The sequence below is a fragment of the Glutamicibacter sp. genome (assembly GCF_050701915.1).
Lineage (GTDB): Bacteria > Actinomycetota > Actinomycetes > Actinomycetales > Micrococcaceae > Glutamicibacter.
The window spans coordinates 22,463-45,908 of the sequence record NZ_JBOGEG010000018.1; the positions used below are offsets into that span (position 1 = coordinate 22,463).

19 protein-coding genes are annotated in these 23,446 nt (G+C 61.9%); all 19 read left to right on the forward strand.

Features of this window, described 5'->3' with window-relative positions; translation table 11 throughout:
• Positions 1-64 precede the first annotated feature (64 nt).
• The 19 genes from ACRDT3_RS11695 to galE all read left to right on the forward strand — a co-directional run bounded on the left by ACRDT3_RS11695 (position 65) and on the right by galE (position 23,426).
• Positions 65-1,600 carry a nucleobase:cation symporter-2 family protein gene (locus ACRDT3_RS11695; RefSeq protein ID WP_431493137.1) on the forward strand — a complete coding sequence of 512 codons (1,536 nt, stop codon included), beginning with the start codon at positions 65-67 and terminating at the stop codon, positions 1,598-1,600.
• Between the two features lie 472 nt (positions 1,601-2,072).
• Positions 2,073-4,640 (forward strand): hypothetical protein, encoded by a 2,568-nt coding sequence (locus ACRDT3_RS11700; RefSeq protein ID WP_431493138.1) that lies wholly within the window; start codon positions 2,073-2,075, stop codon positions 4,638-4,640.
• Positions 4,641-4,671: 31 nt separating this feature from the next.
• Complete coding sequence (locus ACRDT3_RS11705) at positions 4,672-5,658, forward strand: dipeptidase (RefSeq protein ID WP_431493139.1); 987 nt, start codon at positions 4,672-4,674, stop codon at positions 5,656-5,658.
• Positions 5,659-5,672: 14 nt separating this feature from the next.
• Positions 5,673-6,485, forward strand: a complete 813-nt coding sequence (locus tag ACRDT3_RS11710) for an amino acid ABC transporter ATP-binding protein (protein ID WP_431493140.1) — start codon at positions 5,673-5,675, stop codon at positions 6,483-6,485.
• A gap of 1 nt (position 6,486) precedes the next feature.
• Positions 6,487-7,131: an amino acid ABC transporter permease gene (locus ACRDT3_RS11715; protein WP_431493141.1), complete on the forward strand. Its 645-nt coding sequence runs from the start codon at positions 6,487-6,489 to the stop codon at positions 7,129-7,131.
• On the forward strand, positions 7,128-7,913 hold the full coding sequence (locus tag ACRDT3_RS11720) for an amino acid ABC transporter permease (protein WP_431493142.1): 786 nt from the start codon (positions 7,128-7,130) through the stop codon (positions 7,911-7,913). Before ACRDT3_RS11715 ends, ACRDT3_RS11720 begins: the two co-directional genes overlap by 4 nt.
• Positions 7,910-8,767 carry a substrate-binding periplasmic protein gene (locus tag ACRDT3_RS11725; protein WP_431493143.1) on the forward strand — a complete coding sequence of 286 codons (858 nt, stop codon included), beginning with the start codon at positions 7,910-7,912 and terminating at the stop codon, positions 8,765-8,767. The genes ACRDT3_RS11720 and ACRDT3_RS11725 overlap by 4 nt, the downstream gene beginning before the upstream one ends.
• A gap of 70 nt (positions 8,768-8,837) precedes the next feature.
• On the forward strand, positions 8,838-9,554 hold the full coding sequence (locus ACRDT3_RS11730; protein ID WP_431493144.1) for an IclR family transcriptional regulator: 717 nt from the start codon (positions 8,838-8,840) through the stop codon (positions 9,552-9,554).
• Positions 9,555-9,807: 253 nt separating this feature from the next.
• Positions 9,808-10,866 carry a LacI family DNA-binding transcriptional regulator gene (locus ACRDT3_RS11735; protein ID WP_431493145.1) on the forward strand — a complete coding sequence of 353 codons (1,059 nt, stop codon included), beginning with the start codon at positions 9,808-9,810 and terminating at the stop codon, positions 10,864-10,866.
• Between the two features lie 168 nt (positions 10,867-11,034).
• Entirely contained in the window at positions 11,035-12,648 is a 1,614-nt protein-coding gene (locus tag ACRDT3_RS11740; protein WP_431493146.1) for a xylulokinase, read from the forward strand.
• 25 nt (positions 12,649-12,673) lie between these two features.
• On the forward strand, positions 12,674-13,390 hold the full coding sequence (locus ACRDT3_RS11745; protein WP_431493147.1) for an L-ribulose-5-phosphate 4-epimerase: 717 nt from the start codon (positions 12,674-12,676) through the stop codon (positions 13,388-13,390).
• Positions 13,391-13,397: 7 nt separating this feature from the next.
• Positions 13,398-14,909: an L-arabinose isomerase gene (gene araA, locus ACRDT3_RS11750; protein WP_431493148.1), complete on the forward strand. Its 1,512-nt coding sequence runs from the start codon at positions 13,398-13,400 to the stop codon at positions 14,907-14,909.
• 175 nt (positions 14,910-15,084) lie between these two features.
• Positions 15,085-16,254 (forward strand): multiple monosaccharide ABC transporter substrate-binding protein, encoded by a 1,170-nt coding sequence (gene chvE / locus ACRDT3_RS11755; protein ID WP_431493149.1) that lies wholly within the window; start codon positions 15,085-15,087, stop codon positions 16,252-16,254.
• 93 nt (positions 16,255-16,347) lie between these two features.
• Positions 16,348-17,886: a multiple monosaccharide ABC transporter ATP-binding protein gene (mmsA, locus tag ACRDT3_RS11760; RefSeq protein WP_431493150.1), complete on the forward strand. Its 1,539-nt coding sequence runs from the start codon at positions 16,348-16,350 to the stop codon at positions 17,884-17,886.
• Positions 17,883-19,064 (forward strand): multiple monosaccharide ABC transporter permease, encoded by a 1,182-nt coding sequence (mmsB, locus tag ACRDT3_RS11765; RefSeq protein WP_431493151.1) that lies wholly within the window; start codon positions 17,883-17,885, stop codon positions 19,062-19,064. The genes mmsA and mmsB overlap by 4 nt, the downstream gene beginning before the upstream one ends.
• A 95-nt stretch (positions 19,065-19,159) precedes the next feature.
• Positions 19,160-20,101, forward strand: coding sequence for an aldose 1-epimerase family protein (locus ACRDT3_RS11770; RefSeq protein ID WP_431493152.1), 942 nt, complete (start codon positions 19,160-19,162; stop codon positions 20,099-20,101).
• Between the two features lie 63 nt (positions 20,102-20,164).
• Positions 20,165-21,274 (forward strand): galactose-1-phosphate uridylyltransferase, encoded by a 1,110-nt coding sequence (gene galT / locus ACRDT3_RS11775; protein WP_431493153.1) that lies wholly within the window; start codon positions 20,165-20,167, stop codon positions 21,272-21,274.
• Positions 21,271-22,467: a galactokinase gene (galK, locus tag ACRDT3_RS11780; RefSeq protein ID WP_431493154.1), complete on the forward strand. Its 1,197-nt coding sequence runs from the start codon at positions 21,271-21,273 to the stop codon at positions 22,465-22,467. Before galT ends, galK begins: the two co-directional genes overlap by 4 nt.
• Positions 22,464-23,426 carry a UDP-glucose 4-epimerase GalE gene (gene galE / locus ACRDT3_RS11785; protein ID WP_431493155.1) on the forward strand — a complete coding sequence of 321 codons (963 nt, stop codon included), beginning with the start codon at positions 22,464-22,466 and terminating at the stop codon, positions 23,424-23,426. The genes galK and galE overlap by 4 nt, the downstream gene beginning before the upstream one ends.
• Positions 23,427-23,446 lie beyond the last annotated feature (20 nt).

Consider the following 23,446-nt stretch of genomic DNA (forward strand, 5'->3'; position numbering starts at 1 on the left):
TGAAGGTGTGCCGGTGCTGACACACCGGCACACCTTTGGCAGCGACTGACGTAGGAGGTCAGCCTTGAGCGCTACACAAGATGAATCTATCAAAGGCAATCGTCCCGAGGACGCGAAGCTCTCTCTGGGGAAGTCCTTTGCCTATGGTCTGCAGCATGTCCTGACGATGTACGGCGGCATTATCGCCCCGCCACTGATCATCGGAAACGCTGCAGGCTTGGCTCCGGACGAGGTTGGCCTGCTGGTCGCATGCTGCCTGTTTGTCGGCGGGCTGGCCACCATCCTGCAAACCGTGGGCATCCCGTTCTTCGGGGCGCAGCTGCCGCTGGTCCAGGGCACGTCCTTCGCTTCCGTGGCTACCATGGTGGCCATCGTCAATGGTGGCGGCGGAATCCAGGCGGTCTTCGGGGCCGTGCTCGTCGCGGCCTTGATCGGCTTCCTCATCGCTCCCTTCTTCGCCCGCATTATCAGATTCTTCCCGCCGGTGGTCACCGGCGTGGTCATCACGATGATCGGCATCTCGCTGACCCCGGTCGCGGCCAACTGGGCCATGGGCGGGGACGCCAAGGCCGATGACTACGGGTCGCTGGCCAACATCGGCCTGGCCGCCGGAACGCTGCTGGTGGTCCTGCTGCTGTCCAAGGTCGGAAATGCAGCGATCTCCCGCATGTCGATCCTGCTGGCCATCGTGCTGGGCACCGTCGCCGCAGCGCTGCTGGGCATGGCCGATTTCTCGCAGGTCGGACACGGCGCGATCTTCGCCTTCCCGCAACCGCTGGCCTTCGGCATGCCGGTATTCGAAATCGGCGGCATCATCTCGATGACCATCGTGGTGCTGGTGATCCTCACCGAAACCACCGCAGACATTCTTGCGGTGGGCGAGATCGCCGGATCGAAGGTGGATTCCAAGCGCATTGCCGCCGGCCTGCGTGCCGACATGGCGTCTTCCGCGGTGGCTCCGATTTTCAACACCTTCACCCAGTCGGCCTTTGCGCAGAATGTCGGGTTGGTGGCCATCACGGGAATCACCAGCCGCTTCGTGGTCGCTGCTGGCGGCGGCATCCTCGTCGTGCTCGGCTTGCTGCCGATCCTCGGACGCGTAGTCGCTGCCATCCCGACTCCGGTTCTGGGCGGCGCAGGCATCGTGCTCTTCGGCACCGTCGCCGCTTCCGGGATCCGGACCCTGTCCAAGGTGAAGTACGACGGCATGAACCTGGTGATTGTCGCGGCATCGATTGCCTTTGGCTGCATCCCGATTGTGAAGCCGGACTTCTACGCTGGATTCCCCACTTGGTTCGAGACGATCTTCCACTCCGGAATTTCCTCGGCGGCGATCATGGCTGTGCTGCTGAATCTTCTTTTCAATGAATTCCAATTTGGGAATACAAAGAACAGTTCAGTCTTCTCTGCAGCCCCGCCTCGCATGGTCAAGCGGGAGGAGATCTGCGGATTGATCGAAGGTGACCACTTCGAAGGCGGCAAGCTCATCGATAAGGAAGGCTACGAAATCCCGGTGGTCACGCCGGAAGAATTCGAGCAGATCCAGACCGGGGCCATCCAGATGCCTGTACCCAGGCTTGCCGAGACATCGGGGCACTGAGGTGTCGGAGGAACCCGATCCCGACGCATACGACGAGCTCGATAACGAGAAGAATTAAAACGCACGCAAGTGCCCGCAAACCCTGGTTTGCGGGCACTTTCTTTGCATTCCAGCCCATTGGCGGCTGCGTTCGGGGATGCAGCAGGGTGCGTCGTGACACAGGCAGTCCCCTGTTTTATACGGCCGGTTGGTTCAAAGGGGATCTCGCTGGCTGACCTGAGGGCATTGGGCCAGCTGCAGTGCTGCACTTGCGGGCGGCGCAATCGGGGCACACTGGCTGTCCCAGGGCGAAGGTTACTGGCTTTGCATCGGGTCATGGGATTCAGGATTCACGAGGAAGTTAAATTCCGGCAGAAAATGTGATCTAGATCTATTCAATTGGTGCACCTTTTGCTAACCTCATAGCAACGTCAACACAAAATATATGACTGTCAAAAATTACTTGACGCAATATCGAGAAGTGGAGCACCCTGTGGCACGTCGACAACTCATCTCTATCGAAGATCCATTCCTGGTAATGGATCCTCGGAACCTTGGCGCAATGCAGCCAAATCGGCTCTCAGCTTCACGGAGCTTCATTGCCAAGATGATCCGCGAGCAATGGAAAATCGAACGCGAAGTATTCGACGTTGACATCCGCGGCAATGGGCAAGCACGATATTCGGTTTCAACACCGAATGGATCCCTGACGTTCCTCGCATTCATGCAAGAGCCTTCGGGGGAAAACCGGACAGGACGCATCATCGGCACGAGCTGGGACATGGTTGGCGCACTGCTCGACGGCGTGGCAACAGCTGACGATGTCAAGAAGACGAGCGAAGAGCTGCCGCGCCTGTATGAAGGACGCGCCACCAGCAACACCTTGGTCTGGTTCCGCTCGAACCAGAGCCTGAGGATTTTCCGAGAAGTTCGCGAAGCGTTGGCGCACGGGCGCCAGCCAGATACCGATGCGCTGCGCAAGGTCGGATACCTCATGCGCAATACTGGCCTTGACGGCAATGGCACATTCGGGACAATGCCGTTTGCCGCTATCCCGGAGAACCATCCGCTGAAGACTTCCTACCATGCGCAGATGCTTTCGGCGTACTTGATGCGGGAGCTCTCAGTTGACCTGGTGGAGGAACTGGCGAAACTTGACGCTCCGGGAACAGCGGCCCAGCTGGTGCCCAGCGTCAAGCGCCAGATCGGCGTGGGCAACGGTTCTGCCCTTGGGCTGGCCATGCTCTTCTACAATCGCCCGATCATGGTCAACGCATATATTTCGGCTTACCTGAAGGTGATTGACCATGTGCTCGCAGACCAAGCACTGGACACCAGTGGAACTTATCAGCAACTAGAGCAGCACTTGAACAGGGCAATCACCTACCGCTCCTTCCTCAAGACGTCATACCGTTTCTTCACGTCCAATATGGAGATTGTCGGAGACCTGCGGCGAATCCGGGCCAAGGTCCGTGCGGCAGCTCGTGGGGAGTTCAGCGGCCTCGAAGGCGAGACCAGTCTTGGACGCATATACCGGGAAGCTATTACGCAGGCGAGCAAGGAAGCATTGCACAGCTTTGGAACCCTGCTTCTAGAGCTTGCTCCCGATTACTGCGATTCAGTGGCCCGAGAGGAATTGCAATTCGATGAGCAGCTTGCACTGGATCCAACGGCGCCAGTGGCGGTCCTGGCAGATTTGGTCGAGTCGCGCTATCGCTGGGCGCTGGATTTCCCGTTGAACGACAAGCAGCATGCCGATCGGGTTTGGTACCAGTCTCGGGCGGCGGAAGAACCGAGGTCAGGACCGCGTGAAGAAGTTCCCGAGGCCCATGAACTCGTGCAGAACTACCCGCTCCAGATTCGTTCACTGTGGCATGCCATCAAGTCGTTGACGGAGATCGACACGGTAGGCAAGCTGGTTGAGGTGAAACCAGAGCTGGAATACATTGCCCGGCTGGTCATGGCGTTGCAGCAGAGGCCGTACGCGACGTCATATGTAGACCCTCATGATGCCGACTTCGTTCCTGTATGGGTCATCAGATTCGTGAATTCCTTCATCCATGGGCTGGACCGAACCGAAGACCATATGGGACGGGATGTCCGCGGATTGATATTCGAATCAGCACCATACCGCGAGGAACTGCCCACGGCCGACGCAGCCACATGGTGGTGGAATTACGAGAAACCGGCAGTCCCAGCAGCTCTGGTGGCATCTGTGCATCCTGCCCTCCAAGCATCTGAAGCCCCGCGTGCTAAGCCAGTCCAATCCGTCCTGACCCCAATACAAACGCCTTTGGACCCACCCGCAGCCCATGCGACTGAATTCATCGACATGAAGTTCCGCGAATTGAGGCTGATGGCTGGACGTGCCTATCAGGCGTTGAATTTGCCCGAGGGCTCCTGGCAGGGAGCGCGGGAGTTCGTGGCAGTGGCAATTGCCGCGGATTTCGACTGCGCGGACGCCTACGGAGACCTGTTGATACGGAGCATCGACGGACAGAGCGGAACGGCGCAGCCTTGGCTGCCGCCGATCACAGTGTCGCGCGGCCACGAGATCACCATCGACAATCGGGAGCAGAGCTTGCTGCTTACGGGCCATCTGCTGGTCAACATCCTCGGAGGAAGGGCAACCCGGACGCCGGTGCGGGTTCGGATCGAGAACGCGACGTCGGATCATGCTGTAGCAGGAATCCAGCTCGAGCTGAAACGCTACGGCGTGGAATTCGAAGTGGCAGAGAGCGGCGAAAGCATTAGCGGATCCGTGAGTGCCTCAGCGAAGCCCGATGAACTCAAAACCCAGTATGCGGAGATCAAAGAGCAGTTCCTTGAACAAGGCCAGCGAGTGTCAGCGCGAACGTTCTGGAACATTTACTACCGGGCCAGTGCGGGCCTTGATGTGGACACGCCCATTTCACGCCAGCATACCGGAGGAACCGTCTTGGAAGTCCTCCGACCGGGCGAGCAGATCACCAAGCAGTTCAGCCTGGAGGAGCTGCAGCTACTGAGTGATCCGGATGATATGGACAACCAAAACCTTGCCGAAATCCTCGCAAACCGCTGACCAAGGCAACACCAACCAAAGGATACGAACAATGCTGTATGTCGATAGCTTGCTGTGCACGCCGCTGGAAAAGGAGCGTATTGACCATCGCCCGGCACTGGAACAAATCCGGGCAGGAAAGATTGGCTGCGCCACCGTTACCGTAGGTTTCTGGGAAGACGCAACCGAGTCCATGGACCAGATTGTCAAATGGCGAAATATGGCCGAGGACAACAACGACCTAGTTGAAATCGCCTACACAGCGCAGGACATCACCAGAATCTCGGATTCGGGCAGGTGCGCGATCCTGCTCGGCTTTCAAAACGTCTCGTTCTTGCAAGGTCGTTTGGGTTACGTCGAGCTTTTCGCCCGCATGGGTACCCGGATAGGGCAGCTGACGTACAACATCCAATCGGATATCGGAGGATCATGCTATGAGGACCGGGATTCCGGCCTGACGCGATATGGAAAATATGTGGTTCGCGAAATGAACCGTTGCGGAATGGTCATCGATCTTTCGCATGTCGGCAACCAGACGACGCTTGATGCGATACGTCATTCAGCTGATCCGGTCGCGATCACGCATTCCAATCCTGCTGCCCTGGCTCCGCACCCGCGCAACAAGCCCAATTCGGTGCTTGATGCGCTGAAAGACAATGACGGGGTCATCGGCCTATCCGTTTACCGCAACATAGCCGGCGAATACACGACTGCAGAGAAGTGGTCCGAACTAGTGGCATGGACCGTCGACCGAATTGGCATCGAACATGTAGGCATCGGCACTGATTTCGACCAGACCGGCGGGATGGAATACCTGGAATGGATGCGCCAAGGGCGGTGGGCCCGGGAAATCCAATACGGTGCCGGATCGAAAACCAACTCCGGACCACAGCCCCGCTTGGGCTGGTTTGACGATCCATCGCAGTTTCCCAATGCGGAGTCCTGCCTGCGCGCCCGAGGATTCGATGAAGTCGAAGTTGCCAAGATCATGGGAGAAAACTGGCTGAACTTCTACCGCAGAACTTTCAAAGAACTATAGGAGAAAGGCTGATCATGTCGAATTCCCAGTTATCCCTCCACGGCATCGCTCGCAAGGAAGAAGATTCTTCGATGGACACATCATTTGTCTCTGTAGCAGGGCTGTCCAAGTGCTTTGGTGAACACAAAGCAGTGAATGACGTGGGCATGTCAGTAGCGAAGGGTGAAGTCGTATCGATTATCGGTCCCTCGGGCGCCGGTAAGTCCAGTTTCATCCGTTGCCTGAACCTCTTGGAGGTGCCGGATCAAGGAACGCTGCGAATAGGTACCGAGCAAATCAGATTCGACGAGGGATCTCCCAACAGAGCAGCGGTGCGGAGTCTGCGCCAAAAGACCGGAATGGTATTCCAGTCATTCAACCTCTTCCCGCATTTCACGGCCTTGAAGAATGTTGCACTTCCGCAGATGCGAGTCCACAAGAGGTCGAGGCAGGAAGCCGAGAGCAGGGCGATGGAGGAGCTTCGCCGTGTAGGCCTGGAAAGCAAAGCCAATGCCTATCCCAGCCAGTGTTCGGGAGGACAGCAGCAACGCATAGCCATCGCACGCGCACTGGCCATGGATCCTGAACTGATGCTGTTCGATGAGCCGACGTCCGGTCTCGATCCAGAAATTGGAGCGGAAATCCTCCAAGTTATGAGGCAACTGGCCAATGACGACATGACAATGCTCGTGGTAACCCATGAAATGGAATTCGCCCGGCACGTCTCAAACCAGGTGGTGGTCATGGTAGACGGCTCAATTATCGAGAAGGGAACGCCCGAGCAAATCATGACAGCGCCAAGCCACGAGCGGACCCAGAAGTTCCTCTCGGCAGTTCTGGGACGCTGACATGCTGGAAATACTTTTCTATATAGCCATGGGCGCCGGCTGGACTGTGGCCATCACCCTTGGATCAGCGGCTGTCGGCATGATACTGGGGGCGCCGCTGCTAGTGCTGTCGACAAGTAAATTCGCTGCCGTCCGCGGAATCTACAGTGCTGTCGTCCATGTAGTGAGGGGAGTCCCGACCTTGGTATGGCTGTTCATCGCATATTTCGGCGTCGGCCAGTTGGGTCTCACACTATCGCCTGTCATGGCGTCGTTGCTGGCGCTGTCGATTATCGCCACCGCATACATGGCGGAGATCTACCGCGGCGGATTGCAGGCGATTCCAAACGGACAGTGGGAAGCGGCTGGAGCTCTCAACTTGGATCGCTTCTCCACGCTTAGGTTCGTGATTTCACCACAGGTGTTCCGCGCCGCCAGCCCCTCCATTGCGACGCAAATCATCGGCCTCCTCAAAGACTCGGCCCTGGTTTCCACAGTGGGCGTAGCCGATCTGGTATTCAGAGCCGGTGTCATGACGCAATATCACGCTGACGGACTCTACATGTTCGGATTTGCCGGATTGATCTATCTGCTGTTGAGCCTTCCGATAGCCATATTCTCGCGAAAGATTCATTCCCGGCTGAAGCGAAAGTACGTGATTGCATGAGTGACATGATCTGGTTATACGACTGGCCACAGTACATTCCCGATCTCCTGCCCGGAGTATGGAAGGCGATGACGCTGACAGTAATTTCTTGCTTCTTCGGGTATCTGATCGGAATGTTCCTGGCCTTGCTGGTTGAAGTCCCTCGCAAATCGATACGGTACGCAGCCCTGGCAATTGTGGAAATTGGACGCGGAGTGCCGATTCTGGTGCTGCTGTTCGTCTTCTACCAGGGCTTGCCCCAACTGGGCCTGCTTCTGGATCCATACCCGGCCGCGGTTCTTGCCCTGACTCTGTCAGCGGCTGGCTATTCATCCGAGATGATTCGAGCCGGGCTTAACTCTGTTCCTAAAGGGCAGAGCGAAGCGGCCAACTCGCTTTCGATGTCTTTAATTGACAACTACCGGTTTGTCGTCATTCCGCAAGCAGCGCGGATTTCCATTCCACCTCTGGTCAACTTGACGATCATCATGTTCCAGGCGACGTCGCTGGCGACAGTTATCACCGTGCCGGAGATCATGCAATTTGCGGGAATCATGGGATCGGCAACTTTCGAGTACATGTCGATCTACATTGCAGCCGCAGTGCTTTACCTGTGCGTCACCATACCCGGGGGAGTGCTCAGCTCCTACTTGGAAAAGCGAATGGGAGCACCCAAAAAGCGCTCGACGCGCCACGTGCTCATGGCTCGGTTCCGAATTTCCAAGACGGTGGCTATGGGCAAGACCGATTCTGCGTCCGGACGGATGGAGAATAACCTATTTCTGACGAAGGAGTCATCATGAAATCTTATTTCAAGCCAGCTGCATTGGGAATCATTGCGATTTTGGCAATGAGTGCATGCAGTTCAACTCCGCCAGGCGCGGCCGATTCGGTTTCGGATGACTGCCAGCCGCTGCACCAGGATCTGAAAACCCTGGAAGAAGGAGTGCTGACGGTCGCACAGTACGAGTACGTCCCATTTTCGATGTCTGAAGGCCCGGGAACCCTCACCGGCCTCGAAGGCGATGTCCTGACACGATTCGCCGAGCTCGAATGCCTTGACCTGAAAATCAACAAGGGCGACTCCGCGGCAATGATCACCTCGGTGGCAACAGGCCGTGCGGATACGACGCTCGGGTCCTGGTACCGTACTGAGCAAAGAGCGCAAAAAGTGCGGCTGTCGGCGCCTATCGTCACCTCTCCGTTGTCATCGATAACTAAGGAAGGCGCGGAGACCGTTGATGATCTGACAGAGATGTCCATCGGGGTAGGACAAGGATTGATCGGCGTGGATGAGCTGAAGGAGATCTTTGGTGGTAGCTTGAAGATCTACCAGAATGACGATGCAGTTTACGAAGATATCAAGTCTGGCCGGATTGACGGTTCCGTTCAGGGCTATATTGCGGGCAACGAGTATCTGAAGAAGCACGGCATCGAAGGCTTCAAAGTCGTGCCGCTGGAAGCTGACTCAAGGTTGACCAGTACCAAAGCCGCCGGACAGACGAACTTTCCGGTCAGCAAGGATAATTCCCAGCTCGGCACGGCGATCGATGAAGTGATCGCGCAGATGCGGGAATCTGGAGAACTGAATGAAATAGCAGAAAAGTACGGGCTCGACACGCAGATCATGCACCCGGGCGAGCCCAACCTGCTGTAATTTTACTGGGGCCTTGCCCAGTAGCGTCCCACTACTGGGCAAGTCGTTCCTGAGGAGAGATAAGACCACCATGAGCCTGCAATCTGTCAGCAAGACGATCCGTGTCCTTGAAACCTTTCTTACTTTTCCAGAAGGCCGCAGCAGTGTATCGGAGCTGTCAAAGGTCCTGGGCTGGTCCAGGGCCGCTACGCATCAATACGTGTCCACGCTCGCAGAGTCCGGTTGGCTGATGCAAAACGAGAGGCGGGACTATCAGCTGTCACCGAGGGCCGCGGTTTTCGGACGCTTCGCCATCGAATACTCGGGTGTGCCCATGGAAATCAGCAACGCAATGAAATCCCTGGTCGAGGAGCTTAACGAGCCGATTTCCTACGCCGTTCTGAATGGCAACGAAGCAATTATCATTGAGCGCCATGAACCAACCCGCCCGTTCTCGATTTCACGTGCGGCTGAACCGCATTTGGATCTGAAGACTTCTGCGTCGGGCATGGTCCTCCTGGCTTTCGATGCTCACGTCGAGCGATCGCGCCGTGAGGGCATCGAGGAGTACTTGCAAGAAGTCCGGCAGCAGGGATATGCCCACACGCATTCAGAATGGCTGGGAGATGTAGTCGACGTAGTCGCAGTGCCCATAATGTCGGCTGGAGAATGTCTGGGTGCGCTTAGCGTTATCGCACCGTCGGGGCGGCTTGATATTCCCACCGCGTGCGCCTCGCTGCTGCATGCACGGAAGAAAGTCGAGAACTCTCGGCTTGATACTGCGCAATCGGTGGCATCCGTTGATTGACCAGCAAGGATCTGCCGTTGATTGGCTAGGTAGTTTGCCCAGTGCGGTGTGCAGGGGCTCTATCGGCTGAGGACTTATTCCATCAGCTATTTTGCGAATCATGGCAGAACTAGTGATTTGCGGAAGCGGGTCGCCGGCTACCAGAGCGCTCAGTCACCCCATACCGGAACCTTGCCCGGGAACCAGCTACTCCGGCTGAAAGATGAACTGTGAATTGCACCGGAACGACTCTAGTGCGCAGGTGTTTGCAATAATGGCGAATGTGAATACCGTTCAGCCTGCATCAGGGCATGCCCTAAGTCGTCCGCCATCGATGGCCGACGTGGCCGCAGTGGCCGGGGTCTCGCATCAAACCGTCTCCCGGGTCTTGAACGATCACCCCAACGTCCGCGAAGGAACCCGCAAGCGCGTCCATGAGGCCATTGAAGAGCTGGGATACCGGCGCAATCGAGCGGCCCGCACCCTGGCCACATCGCACTCCAGCACGGTCGGCATCCTGACCATCGGCAGCGAGTTCTTCGGCCCGCAATCCACGGTCCTGGCCGTGGAAGCCGCGGCCCGCGCCGAGGGGTATTTCGTCACGGTGACGGCCATGGAAGACTACGATGTCCAGTCCTCATTCCAGGCGCTGAGCCACCTGATCGACCAGGGCGTGGATGGCGTAGTTGTCGTGGCGCCATTCGAAGGCACCACCGATGCCCTCGACGCTGCAGCCCTGAAAATTCCCGTGGTCGTCGTCGCGGCGCGCACCGACGTCCCCGCGGCGGATCCGGCGCATTACGTATATGTGGACCAGCGCGAAGGCGCTCGGCTGGCCACCGGACACCTGCTGGAACTGGGCCACCGCAAGATTGCCCATGTCTCGGGCCCCACCGGCTGGTTTGATGCCACCGAACGCAAGATCGGCTGGTTGGAAACCATGGCTGGAGTCGACTCCTCGCCATTGGAGATCCCTGCCGAATCATGGCTGGTCCCCAGCGGCTACGACGCCGGCCAGCGCCTCGTTGAGCATGTGCGAGCAGGGGAGGTGACCGCGGTGTTCGCTGCCAATGATTACCTGGCCATCGGCGTGATGCGCGCGTTCTGGGAAGCCGGAATCAAGGTTCCGGAAGACGTGTCGGTCATCGGCTTCGATGACCTGCAGGTGGCCGATTACCTGATTCCCACGCTGAGCACGGTGCGCCAGCCCTTCCGCGAAATCGGCCGGACCGCATTGGCCGAGCTCCTTGCCGGGCAGCCGGGCGATAACACCCCGAAGGTGATTGCGCCGTCGCTGGTTCCCCGTGCCAGCACCGCCGCTGTGGAGCAGTAGCCGAAACCCCCATTGTGTCCTGGGTCAACCACCCGAGTGTTGCGCATCGCATTTTGTTAGCGCTAACATTGTGTCGAAGTTCCCGCCGGCAATTCTCCGAGGCATCTCGGAGGGCTGCTGGCAACGCTAAGACATTGCCCACGAAGCTGGGCTGAGGACGGAGAGTTCATGGCAAATGCGCCCCAGGTTGCACCTGCAGCTCAGTTGATCGCCGAAGGAAGCACCGTCCTTGGCATCGAACTGGGCTCCACCAACATCAAGGCAAGCCTGATCGGCCCGGACTTCCAGCAGCTGGCCAGCGGCAGCCACCAGTGGGAGAACCAGTTCGCCGGCCAACTGTGGACCTACTCGCTGGATGCGATACATGCCGGCCTGCAGGAGTGCTTCGCCGCTTTGCTTGCCGACTCCCGCCAGCGCTACGGCGTCGCCCCAACCGGCTTCGCCTCGATGGGCGTCTCGGCCATGATGCACGGCTACATGGCTTTTGGCGAGAACGGCGACCTGCTGGTTCCCTTCCGCACCTGGCGCAACACCAACACCCAAGTTGCTGCCGAGCAGCTCACCGGCGCCTTCGGCTTCAACATCCCGCTGCGCTGGTCCGTCGCCCACTATTTCCAGGCCATGATCGATGGCGAGGAGCATGCGGCGCAGGTTGCGCACCTGACCACCCTGGCCGGATACGTCCACACGCAGCTCACCGGCGAAAAAGTGCTGGGCATCGGCGATGCCTCGGGCATGTTCCCCATCGACACCGCCACCGGCAACTACGATGCCGCGATGCTTGAAACCTTTGGCGAAATCTCCGCCCAGTACCGGGCCAAGCAGCCCCTGGCTGAGCTGCTGCCAGCAGTCCTGCCAGCCGGCGCGGCGGCGGGAACCCTGAGCGAGGCAGGTGCCCGCCTGCTTGATCCCACCGGCCAGCTGCAAGCCGGCGCACCCTTCTGCCCGCCCGAAGGCGATGCGGGAACCGGCATGGTGGCCACCAACTCGGTGGCCGTGCGCACCGGCAACGTCTCGGCCGGCACCTCGATCTTCGCCATGCTGGTCCTGGACCAGCCGCTGGCCAGCCTGCACCACGAAATCGACGTGGTCACCACCCCGGCCGGCGACAGCGTCGCGATGGTGCACTGCAATAACGGTGCTAGCGAAATCGGTGTTTGGGCAGGAGTTTTCCGTGATTTCGCGATTGCCCTCGGCATGGATGCTTCCAGCGACCAGGTCTTCGAGGCGCTGCTCGGCTCGGCGCTGAACGGCCAGCCCGACGGGGCGGGCCTGCTGGCCTACAACAACTTGTCCGGCGAGCCGGTCACCGGCCTGGATCAGGGCCGCCCGCTGATCATCCGCACCCCCGATTCCTCGCTGAACCTGGCCAACCTGATGCGTGCGCAGGTCTACGGCATGTTCGCCACACTGAGCCTGGGCATGAAGGTGCTGGCCGCTGAAGGAGTCAAGGCGGAGAAGATGTACGCCCATGGCGGCATCTTCCGCACCGCCGGTGTAGCCCAGCGCTTCCTGGCGGCCGCACTGGACACCCCGGTGAGCGTCTCGGAAACCGCCGGGCACGGCGGCCCATGGGGCATCGCGGTGCTGGCAAGCTTCCGCCAGTTCATGGAATCCAATCCGCAGGCCACCTTGGATACCTTCCTGGGCGAGCAGGTCTTCGCCGATGCCGCGGCCAGGGAAGTTTCCCCATTGCCCGAGGATGTCATCGGCTACAACGCCTGGTTGCAGAACTACGAATCCGGTTTGGCCATTCAGCACGCGGCCATTGCCGCCCTGTAATTTTCGAGTAGAAAGCCAAGAAATCATGAGTGAGCTCAAGTCGCTGGCGGATTACCCGCAGTCGATGCAAGACGAGGTGGCCACGGTCCGCCAGATAGTCGCCGGCCTGCACGCCGAATTGCCGCGCTACGAGCTGGTGGTCTGGACCGCCGGCAACGTCTCGCAGCGCGTGCGCCACCCGGAAATCGCCGACGGCTCCGCGGACCTGTTCGTGATCAAGCCATCGGGCGTCGCCTACGACGAGCTGACCGCGCAGTCCATGGTGGTTTGCACCTTGGACGGCAAGCTGCTGGACGGCACCCGCGCCCCGTCCTCGGACACCGCGGCCCACGCCTACACCTATGAGCACATGCCGCAGGTGGGCGGCGTGGTGCATACCCACTCCACCTACGCCACCGCGTGGGCGGCGCGCGGCGAGGAAATTCCCTGCGTGCTGACCATGATGGCCGACGAATTCGGCGGCCCGATCCCGGTAGGCCCATTCGCCATCATTGGCGATGACTCGATTGGCCGCGGCATTGTTTCCACGCTGAGCGAGTCCCGCAGCCCTGCCGTGCTGATGCGCAACCACGGTCCTTTCACCATCGGAAAGGACGCCAGGGCCGCGGTCAAGGCCGCGGTGATGTGCGAGGAAGTGGCCCGCACCGTGCACATCTCGCGCCAGCTGGGCAACCCGGTCGCGATCGACCAGAAGCATATCGACTCGCTCTACGAGCGCTACCAGAACGTCTACGGACAGTAAGGACATCATGGCCAAGGCATACAACACCCAAGAAATCTGGTTCTTCACCGGCAGCCAGGACCTGTACGGCGAGGACACCCTGCGCCAGGTTGCGCAGCAGTCCACCGAGGTCGCGCAGGCGCTGGATGCGTCCGCCGACGTTCCGGCAAGGATCGTCTGGAAGCCGGTCCTGAAGGACTCCGAATCGATCCGCCGCGCAATGCTGGAGGCGAACTCGGATGACAAGGTGCTGGGTGTCATCACCTGGATGCACACCTTCAGCCCGGCCAAGATGTGGATCAATGGCCTCAAGGCCCTGCAAAAGCCGCTCTTGCACCTGCACACCCAGGCCAATGTCGAACTGCCCTGGGATTCGATCGACTTCGACTTCATGAACCTGAACCAGGCCGCGCACGGCGACCGCGAGTACGCCTACCTGGCCACCCGACTGGGCGCGGCTCGCACCACCGTGGTCGGCCACGTCTCCAACCCGGCCGTGTCCCGCCGCGTGGGCACCTGGATCCGCGGGGCTGCCGGCTTCAACGCCGTGCAGAACCTGAACCTGGTCCGCTTCGGCGACAACATGCGCAACGTCGCGGTGACCGAGGGGGACAAGACCGAGGCGGAGATCCGCTTCGGCGTATCGGTGAACACCTGGGCGGTCAACGACCTGGTCGAAGCCCTCCAGGCCGTGGCCGAGGCCGACATCGATGCGCTGGTCGCCGAGTACGAGCGCGAATACGACGTCGTTGCCGAACTGCGCGCCGGAGGTGCCCGCCACGATTCGCTGCGCTATGCCGCGTCCCAGGAAATCGCGCTGGAAGCGTTCCTGGCCAACGCCGGCGCCATGGCGTTCACGACCAACTTCGAGGACCTAGGCGGGCTCAAGCAGCTGCCGGGCCTGGCCGTGCAGCGCCTGATGGGCAAGGGCTACGGCTTCGGCGCCGAAGGCGACTGGAAGACCGCAGTGCTGGTGCGCGCCGCCAAGGTGATGGGCGAGGGCCTGCCCGGCGGCGCCTCGCTGATGGAGGACTACACCTACGACCTGACTCCCGGCAAGGAGCTGATCCTCGGCGCCCACATGCTCGAGGTCTGCCCGTCGCTGACCACCGCCAAGCCACGGGTCGAAATCCACCCGCTGGGCATTGGCGGCCGCGAGGATCCGGTGCGCATGGTGTTCAACGCGGACGCTTGCGACGGCGCGGTGGTCGTGTCCATGGCCGATATGCGCGAGCGCTTCCGCCTGACCGCCAACGTGGTGGATGTGATCACCCCGCCGGCTGACCTGCCGAACCTGCCGGTGGCGCGCGCGGTGTGGAGCCCGCGGCCGGACTTCAATATTTCTGCCGAGTCCTGGCTCGCGGCCGGCGGGGCGCACCACACGGTGATGTCCACCGCCGCGGGGATCGAGGCTTTCGAGATCTTCGCCGAGATCGCGGGCACCGAGCTGCTGGTTATCGACGGGGAAACCACCCGCCGGAACTTCGCGCAGCAGATTCGCGTAAACCAGAGCTACTACCGTTTGGCGCAGGGTTTCTAGCGGTTTGAAGGACGCTTGCCCAGGTAATGCGCGCCCCTTGACCGGGCGTGCATTACCAATGAGTAAGGAATCTTAATTTATTTACATCGAGGGTGGCCGAAATCACTGTGTTAGCGCTAACATGGTGTGAGCCCAGTCTCACTCGCAGATATGGCAACCTTTCAAGGAGGAAAAGATGGCATGGAATAATTGGACCCGCAAGGCCGCGGCGACCGTGGGATCGCTGGCGCTGGTCGGAGCATTGGCAGCTTGCAGCGGCGGTGGCGCTGGCGGCGGAGCCGGAGCCGGCGGCGGCGAGTCGACCGCCCCTGAAGACATCCAGGTGGGCGTGGCAATGCCAACCGAGACTTCCGAGCGCTGGATTGCCGACGGCGAAGCCGTCAAGTCCCAGCTGGAAGCAGCTGGCTTCGAAGTCGACCTGCAGTTCGCGAATGACGACATCCCGACCCAGCAGCAGCAGATCGACCAGATGATCACCAAGGGCAGTGACATCCTGGTCGTCGCCTCCATCGACGGCACCGCGCTGTCCACCCAGCTGCAGGCCGCAGCGGACCAGAACATCCCGATCATCTCCTATGACCGCTTGATCAACGGCACCGAGAACGTCGACTTCTACGTCACCTTCGACAACTACAACGTCGGCGTCCAGCAGGCGACCTCGCTGCTGACCGGCATGGGCCTGGCCGATGCGGAAGGCAAGCGCACCGACAAGAAGGGCAAGTTCAACATCGAGCTCTTCGCCGGTTCGATCGACGACAACAACGCGCACTTCTTCTGGAAGGGCGCCATGGATACCCTCAAGCCGTACCTGGATGACAAGACCCTGACCGTCAAGTCCGGCCAGACCAAGATCGAACAGGCCGCCACCCTGCGCTGGAGCCAGGAAGAAGCCCAGTCGCGCATGGAAGACCTGATCACCGCCCACTACCAGGGCGGCAAGACCCAGATCGACGGCATCCTCTCGCCATTCGACGGCATTTCCCGCGGCATCATCACCGCGCTGTCCAACGCCGGGTACGGCAAATCCATCGAGGGCGGCCTGCCAATCATCTCCGGCCAGGACGCGGAAATCGCTTCGGTGAAGCTGATTGACGACGGGGTGCAGTACGCAACCATCTTCAAGGACACCCGCAAGCTGGCCACCCAGGCCGTTGAAGCCGTGAAGGCCTACGCTGGCGGCGGCGAGCCGGAAGCAAATGACACCGAAAGCTACGACAACGGCAAGAAGGTCGTTCCTTCGTTCCTGCTGAACTCGGACATCGTGGTCAAGGACAACATCGCCTCCCTGCTGGTTGATTCCGAGTACTACACCGCCGAGGAAGTCAAGGCCGGCCAGACCAAGTAGTCTCCCAGGCCGCAATCGGGTTGGCGGGAGGGCGCGAAGCGCTCCCGCCAACCAGATGCACCGCTCACAGCACACACCAAGGACGTCTGCACTATGGACACCACGATCCTGCGCATGCAGGAGATCACCAAGACTTTTCCCGGAGTCAAGGCGCTGGACGGCGTCAACCTTTCGGTTAGCAAGGGCGAGATCCACGCTATCTGCGGAGAGAACGGCGCCGGAAAATCCACCCTCATGAAGGTGCTGTCCGGGGTTTACCCGCACGGCAGCTACGAGGGCCAGATCATTTTCGAGGGCGAAGAGCTCAAGGCCTCGAACATCAAGGATTCCGAAGCCCAGGGCATCGTGATCATCCACCAGGAGCTGGCCCTGGTGCCGTACCTGTCGGTGGCCGAGAACATCTTCCTCGGCAATGAGACCGCCCGCGGCGGCTTCATCGACTGGAACGAGACCAACCACCGCGCCGCCGACCTGCTGGCGCGCGTTGGCCTGGATGAACTGCCGATCACCCCGGTAGGCCAGCTGGGTGTTGGCAAGCAGCAGCTGGTGGAAATCGCCAAGGCGCTGAGCAAGAACGTCAAGCTGCTGATCCTGGACGAACCGACCGCCGCCTTGAACGACGACGACTCCGAGCACCTGCTGAACCTGCTGCGCGGACTGCGCGAGCAGGGCATCACCTCGATCATCATTTCGCACAAGCTCGGCGAGATCGAGGACATCGCCAACACCACCACCATCATCCGCGACGGCCAGTCCATCGAAGCCCTGGACATGTCCGATCCCGCCTCCAACCAGAACCGCATCATCCGCGGCATGGTCGGCCGCGAGCTCTCCGCCCGCTACCCCGCGCGTGAGCCGCAGATCGGCGACGTGGTCTTCGAGGTGCGCGACTGGTCGGTCCAGCACCCGGTCCAGCAGGACCGCACCGTGGTGGAAAAAGCCGACCTCCAGGTGCGCGCCGGCGAAATCGTCGGCATCGCCGGGCTCATGGGAGCCGGCCGCACCGAGCTGGCGATGAGCATCTTCGGGCACAGCTACGGCCGGAACATCACCGGCACCGTGCTGATGGACGGCAAGCCCGTGGACACCTCCACGGTGGGCAAGGCCATCAACGCCGGCATCGCCTACGTCTCGGAGGACCGCAAGAAGTTCGGGCTGAACCTCATCGAGGATATCCGGGTGAACACCACCGCGGCAGGGCTGGGCAAGATCTCCTCGAAGGGCTTCGTGGATGGCAACAGGGAAATCCAGATTGCCGAGCACTACCGCAAGTCCATGCGGATCAAGACCCCGAACGTCATGGCGAAGGTCGGCAACCTCTCGGGCGGCAACCAGCAGAAGGTCGTGCTGGGCAAGTGGCTGCACACCGCACCCGAACTGCTGATCCTCGACGAGCCCACCCGCGGCATCGACGTCGGCGCCAAATACGAGATCTACACCATCATCAACGAGCTGGCCGCGGCCGGCAAGGCCGTGCTGGTGATCTCCTCCGAACTACCAGAGCTGCTGGGCATATGCGACCGGATCTACACCCTGGCCTACGGCCGGATGACCGGCCAGCTGCCGCGCAGCGAAGCCACCCAGGAACGCCTCATGGAACTCATGACCATCGAGAAGGAAAGCACCCGATGACCATCACAAACGAGCTGAAGGATATCTTCACCAAGAACTTGCGCACCTCGGGCATCTACATTGCCTTCGTGCTCATCGTGGTGCTGTTCACCATCCTGACCAATGGGCTGCTGCTCAGCCCGATCAACATCACCAACATCATCCTGCAGTACTCCTATGTGCTGATCCTGGCGCTGGGCATGATCATCGTGATCGTGGCCGGGCACATCGACCTGTCGGTCGGTTCGCTGGTCGCCCTGACCGGCGCGGTCTCCGCGGTGCTGGTGATCAAGGGCGATATGCCATGGTGGGCCGGCATGCTCGCCGGCATTGCGGTGGGCGCGCTGTGCGGCTTGTGGCAGGGCTTCTGGGTTGCGTACGTGGGAATTCCCGCGTTCATCGTGACGCTGGCCGGCATGCTGCTCTTCCGCGGGCTGACCTACGAAGTGCTCAGCAACGTTTCACTCTCGCCGTTCCCCGGCGAATACGGCCAGATTGCCGGCGGCTTCCTCAACGGCCTGCTGGGCGGCAACGGCTTCGACCTGTTCACCGTGATCATCGGCGTGATCGCCGTGGTGGGGCTGTTCTACTCGCAGTGGCGCAACCGCGCAGGCCGGGCCAAGTACGCCCAGAGTGTCGAGTCGATGGCCATGTTCCTGGCCAAGAACATCATCACGGGCATCATCATCCTCTGGTTCTTCTGGCAGATCGCCACCAGCCGCGGCATGCCGATCGTGCTGATCATCCTGGCCGCCCTGATCCTGGGCTACCACGTGTTGACCACCAAGACCGTGTTCGGCCGCCACGTCTACGCCATCGGCGGCAACCTGTCCGCCGCGAAGCTCTCAGGCGTGAACGTGAAGCGCATCAACATGTGGATCTTCATCAACATGGGCCTGCTTTCGGGCGTGGCCGGCGTGGTCTTCTCCTCGCGTTCCAACGGCGCCCAGCCGGGTGCCGGCAACATGTTCGAGCTGGACGCCATCGCGGCCTGCTTCATCGGCGGCGCGTCGACCACCGGCGGCGTGGGCCGGGTGACCGGCGCGATCGTCGGCGGCCTGGTGATGGCGGTGCTTTCCAACGGCATGCAGCTGATGGGCGTGGGCGCTTCCACCCAGCAGATCGTCAAGGGCGTTGTGCTGCTTCTCGCAGTCGCCTTCGATATCTACAACAAGCGCCGCGCGGGCGCCGGCAACTAGCATTTGACTAGTGCCATGGGCCCTCCCGCACGCGATTGCGGGAGGGCCTGTGCGTGCCCGACGGATTTTTTCGGCCCAGCAAGAAGGATGGACAGATGGCTCGCCTCGCATTGCCCCTGAAGGACACCGCCAACGGAACGGTGCTGGCGCTGCAAGCCCATGGCTTCACCGCGCAAGTGGCCACGATTGGCGCCACCCTGGTTTCCCTTGAATACGGCGGCCGCCCGCTGGTGCGCGCCTTCGACCCCCACGGCCCGCGCCCGGTCTTCGCCGGCGCCATCCTGGCCCCATGGCCCAACCGCGTGATCGACGGGTCCTACCGCTGGGAAGGCCAGGAGCTGCAGCTGCCGCTCACCGAGCCGGAGCGCGGCCACGCGCTGCACGGCCTGGTGGTGGATACCGGCTTCGAGATCACCGCGCACCGCGCCGACTTCGCCCAGCTGCGCACCGTGATCGCCCCGAGCGCCGGCTACCCGTACGAGGTGCAGCTGGTGATCGAATACCGGCTGGAAGCCGGCGGGCTGCGCACCTTCGCCGCCGCCACCAACCTCGGGACGGGCACCGCGCCTTTCGGCTGGGGATCGCACGCCTACCTGGTCGCCCCGGGCAAGAAGGCGGATGAATGGACCTTCACCCTGCCAGCTGGCAAGGTGCATCTGACCGAAGGCCCGCGCCTGCTGCCGCGCGAAGTGGTTGGGGTCGCCGGCACCGAGCTGGATTTCCGCAGCCCGAAGCTCATCGGGGAGGTCTTCATCGATCATGCCTACACTTCCCTGGCGGCCAGCGCCGGTTCCTGCCGTGCGGCGATCACCGACGCCAACGGCGTCGGGTCGCACATCACCTGGGACGAAGCCTGCCCCTGGGTCCAGATCCACACCGCCGACCGCGATGATCCAGCCCTTGACCGCACCGGCCTGGCCATCGAGCCGATGACCTGCCCGCCGGGCGGCTACAACTCCGGCCAGGACGTCATCGCCTTGGCGCCAGGCGCCAGCCACGAAGCCAGCTGGCTGATCGGCCCGGTCCAGCCGCGGTAGAACCGCAGGCGCTGGCGCGCCACCCACCCTTGGAACCACCACGAGTCAACTGGAGAGATTGCAATGCCGCAGGGCTCCGCAGCACATGAACCGACCCACCGGGTCCATCACCTGGCCGATGGCCGCGAAGCGATCTTCTTCGCCGACGCCAATGCCGCCGTGCCCGAACCGGTGGCCGACACCCGGCCGCTGGATCCGCGCGGGGAGCCTGGCCAGCTGCGCTACGACCGGCTGACCGGAGACTGGGTGGCCGTAGCGGCCCACCGCCAGTCGCGCACGTACCTCCCGCCCAAGGAAGAATGCCCGCTGTGCCCCAGCGTGCACGGGCGCCAGAGCGAAATCCCTGCCGAGGATTTCAATGTGGTGGTTTTCGAGAACCGCTTCCCGTCCCTGGGCCCGGCGCTGGGCCGGATTCCAGCGGCCGCACCGGTGCAGCTGCCCGCCCCGGCCTATGGGCGCTGCGAAGTCGTGGTGTTCACCCCCGAGCACACCGGTTCCTTCGCGTCGCTGGATGATACCCGGGCGCGCACCGTCATCGAGGCCTGGGCGCAGCGCACCGCAGCCCTGTCCGCGATGGAGGGCATTGCGCAGGTCTTCGTGTTCGAGAACCGCGGACAGGATATCGGTGTCACCCTGCACCACCCGCATGGGCAGATCTACGCCTACCCGTACCTGACCCCAACCGCCGCCAAGATGGCCGGCCAGGGCATTGCGCACCTGGAGAAGACCGGGCGCACCCTGATGGGCGACATCCTGGACTTCGAGCGCCAGGAAGGCACGCGCATGGTCGCCCAGGGCCAGCACTTCTCCGTGTTCGTGCCCTACGCGGCCCGCTGGCCGTGGGAAGCGCACCTGGTGCCGCACCGCCACGTGCCGGATTTCGCCGCGCTCAATGCCCAGGAGAAAGCCGAGCTGGCCGTGATGTACCGGGATCTGCTGCGCGGCTTCGACGCGCTGTACGATACGCCCACCCCGTACATCGCCGCCTGGCACCAGGCTCCGCTGGAGCCCGGGGCCCGCAAGGCGTCGCGGCTGCACCTGCAGCTGACCAGCCCGCGCCGGGCCGCCGACAAGCTGAAGTTCCTGGCCGGCTCGGAAGCGGCCATGGGTGCCTTCATCAACGACGTCCCGGCCGAGCAGGCTGCGGCACGGCTGCGCGAGGTCATGGCATGAGCATCAGCGGAACGAAGGAAACCGCAGCGCGCGTCAACGCCCTGCGCGAGAAGTTCACCAAGGCCTACGGCCACCACCCGGAAGGCATCTGGCGGGCCCCGGGGCGGGTGAACCTGATCGGCGAGCACACCGACTACAACATGGGCTACGTGCTGCCCTTCGCCATCGACAAGAACGCGCTGGTGGCCGTGCGCCGCAAGTCGCAGCTGGAGCCCGGCAGCCAGGTGCTGGACTTCGCCTCCACCTACGGGGCCGGCGCCGAACCGCCGGTCACCTCGATTACCCTCGATGAGCTGGTGCCCCGCGCGGTGCCCGGCTGGGCCGCCTACCCGGCCGCCGTGCTGTGGGCGCTGAACCAGCTCGATGGCGTGCAGATTGGCGGGCTGGAGCTGATGGTGGACTCCGATGTCCCGGTGGGCTCCGGCCTGTCCTCCTCGCATGCCCTGGAAGTGGCGACCATCGTGGCGCTGGACGATCTCTTTGGCCTGGGCCTGTCCAAGGTGCAGATGGCCCAGCTGACCCAACGCGCCGAGAACGAGTTCGTGGGCGCTCCGACCGGGATCATGGACCAGAGCGCCTCGCTGATGTCCCATGCCCAGCACGCGCTGTTCCTGGATTGCCGTTCCATGGAATCCCAATCCGTGCCGCTGCCGCTGGCGCAGCATGAGGCGGTGGTCCTGGTCATCGATACCCGCGTCGAGCACTCGCACGTGGATGGCGGCTATGCCGCCCGGCGCGCCAGCTGCGAGCAGGCCGCCGCGGTACTGGAAGTGGCGTCGCTGCGCGAGGTGCACAGCGTCGAAGAGCTGGAGGCCATCGAGGATCCGGTGGCCAAGCGCCGCGCCAAGCACATCGTGACTGAGAACCGCCGGGTGCTGGATGCCGTCTTCGCGCTGCGCGAAGGGGATCTGGGCGCGGTAGGCAAGCTGCTGTGCCAGTCCCACGAATCCATGCGCGACGACTACGAGATTTCCAGCGAGGAATTGGACGCCGCCGTGGAAGCGGCCATGGAGGCCGGGGCGATCGGAGCCCGGATGACCGGTGGCGGCTTTGGCGGCAGCGCCATTGCGCTGATCAAGCGCGAGCAGATCGAGCCAGTCAGCCAAGCCGTACGCGAAGCCTTCGACCAGGCCGGCTATGTCGAGCCGGCCATTTTCACCGTAATTGCAGATGAGGGAGCAGGCAGGGCATGAGTTGGCTAGTGACCGGCGGAGCCGGATATATCGGATCGCACGTGGTGCGTTCGCTCCTGGCGGCAGGGCTTGATCCAGTCGTCGTGGACTCGATGTCCAGCGGGGTGCACGGCTTTGTTCCCGAACAGGTGCCGTTCTACCAGCTGAACATCTTGCAGACCGAGAAGCTCGTGGAAATCATGAAGCGCCACGAGGTCACCGGGGTCATCCACCTGGCCGGCTACAAGTACGCCGGTGAATCGGTGAAGCACCCGCTGCTGGCCTTCGAGCAGAATGTCACCGGCACCGCGCACCTGCTCGAAGCCATGGCAACCTCCCGCGTGCACAACATGGTCTTCTCCTCCTCGGCTGCCGTCTACGGCACCCCGGACGAGGATGTGGTGACCGAGGCCACCGGCACCTTCCCGGAATCCCCGTACGGCCAGAGCAAGCTCGTGGGGGAATGGCTGATCCGCGACCAGGCGGTGGCTACCGGGCTGAAGCACACCTCGCTGCGCTACTTCAACGTGGTTGGCTCGGGCAGCGAAGAACTCTACGATGCCAGCCCGCACAACCTGTTCCCGCTGGTGTTCCAGGCGCTGAATGCCGGCAAGGCACCGAAGATCTTCGGCACCGACTACGACACCGAAGACGGCACCTGCGTGCGCGACTACGTGCACGTCGCGGACCTGGCGCTGGCGCACGTCGAGGCGGCCAGGAAGCTGGAAGCCGGCGAGGTTTTGGAACCCGTCTACAACCTGGGTTCCGGCGACGGCGTTTCGGTACGCCAGATCATGGATGCCGTCGCGAAGGCCACCGGCATCGGCTTCACCGCCGTGGAAGAAGCGCGCCGCCCGGGCGACCCGGCGCGCATTGTCGCCGACGGGAAGCTGGCCGCCCGCGACCTGGATTGGCAGATGCGCCATAGCCTGGCGCAGATGGTCCACAGCGCCTGGAAGGCCTCGGCGCAGCGCAGCTGACTGCGGCCAGGCTGAAGCGG

Coding starts and splice junctions, on each gene's coding strand:
- ACRDT3_RS11705 (WP_431493139.1), top strand. CDS start 4,672: ATGCTGTATGTCGATAGCTTGCTGTGCACGCCGCTGGAAAAGGAGCGT.
- ACRDT3_RS11710 (WP_431493140.1), top strand. CDS start 5,673: ATGTCGAATTCCCAGTTATCCCTCCACGGCATCGCTCGCAAGGAAGAA.
- ACRDT3_RS11715 (WP_431493141.1), top strand. CDS start 6,487: ATGCTGGAAATACTTTTCTATATAGCCATGGGCGCCGGCTGGACTGTG.
- ACRDT3_RS11720 (WP_431493142.1), top strand. CDS start 7,128: ATGAGTGACATGATCTGGTTATACGACTGGCCACAGTACATTCCCGAT.
- ACRDT3_RS11725 (WP_431493143.1), top strand. CDS start 7,910: ATGAAATCTTATTTCAAGCCAGCTGCATTGGGAATCATTGCGATTTTG.
- ACRDT3_RS11730 (WP_431493144.1), top strand. CDS start 8,838: ATGAGCCTGCAATCTGTCAGCAAGACGATCCGTGTCCTTGAAACCTTT.
- ACRDT3_RS11735 (WP_431493145.1), top strand. CDS start 9,808: ATGGCGAATGTGAATACCGTTCAGCCTGCATCAGGGCATGCCCTAAGT.
- ACRDT3_RS11740 (WP_431493146.1), top strand. CDS start 11,035: ATGGCAAATGCGCCCCAGGTTGCACCTGCAGCTCAGTTGATCGCCGAA.
- ACRDT3_RS11745 (WP_431493147.1), top strand. CDS start 12,674: ATGAGTGAGCTCAAGTCGCTGGCGGATTACCCGCAGTCGATGCAAGAC.
- araA (WP_431493148.1), top strand. CDS start 13,398: ATGGCCAAGGCATACAACACCCAAGAAATCTGGTTCTTCACCGGCAGC.
- chvE (WP_431493149.1), top strand. CDS start 15,085: ATGGCATGGAATAATTGGACCCGCAAGGCCGCGGCGACCGTGGGATCG.
- mmsA (WP_431493150.1), top strand. CDS start 16,348: ATGGACACCACGATCCTGCGCATGCAGGAGATCACCAAGACTTTTCCC.
- mmsB (WP_431493151.1), top strand. CDS start 17,883: ATGACCATCACAAACGAGCTGAAGGATATCTTCACCAAGAACTTGCGC.
- ACRDT3_RS11770 (WP_431493152.1), top strand. CDS start 19,160: ATGGCTCGCCTCGCATTGCCCCTGAAGGACACCGCCAACGGAACGGTG.
- galT (WP_431493153.1), top strand. CDS start 20,165: ATGCCGCAGGGCTCCGCAGCACATGAACCGACCCACCGGGTCCATCAC.
- galK (WP_431493154.1), top strand. CDS start 21,271: ATGAGCATCAGCGGAACGAAGGAAACCGCAGCGCGCGTCAACGCCCTG.
- galE (WP_431493155.1), top strand. CDS start 22,464: ATGAGTTGGCTAGTGACCGGCGGAGCCGGATATATCGGATCGCACGTG.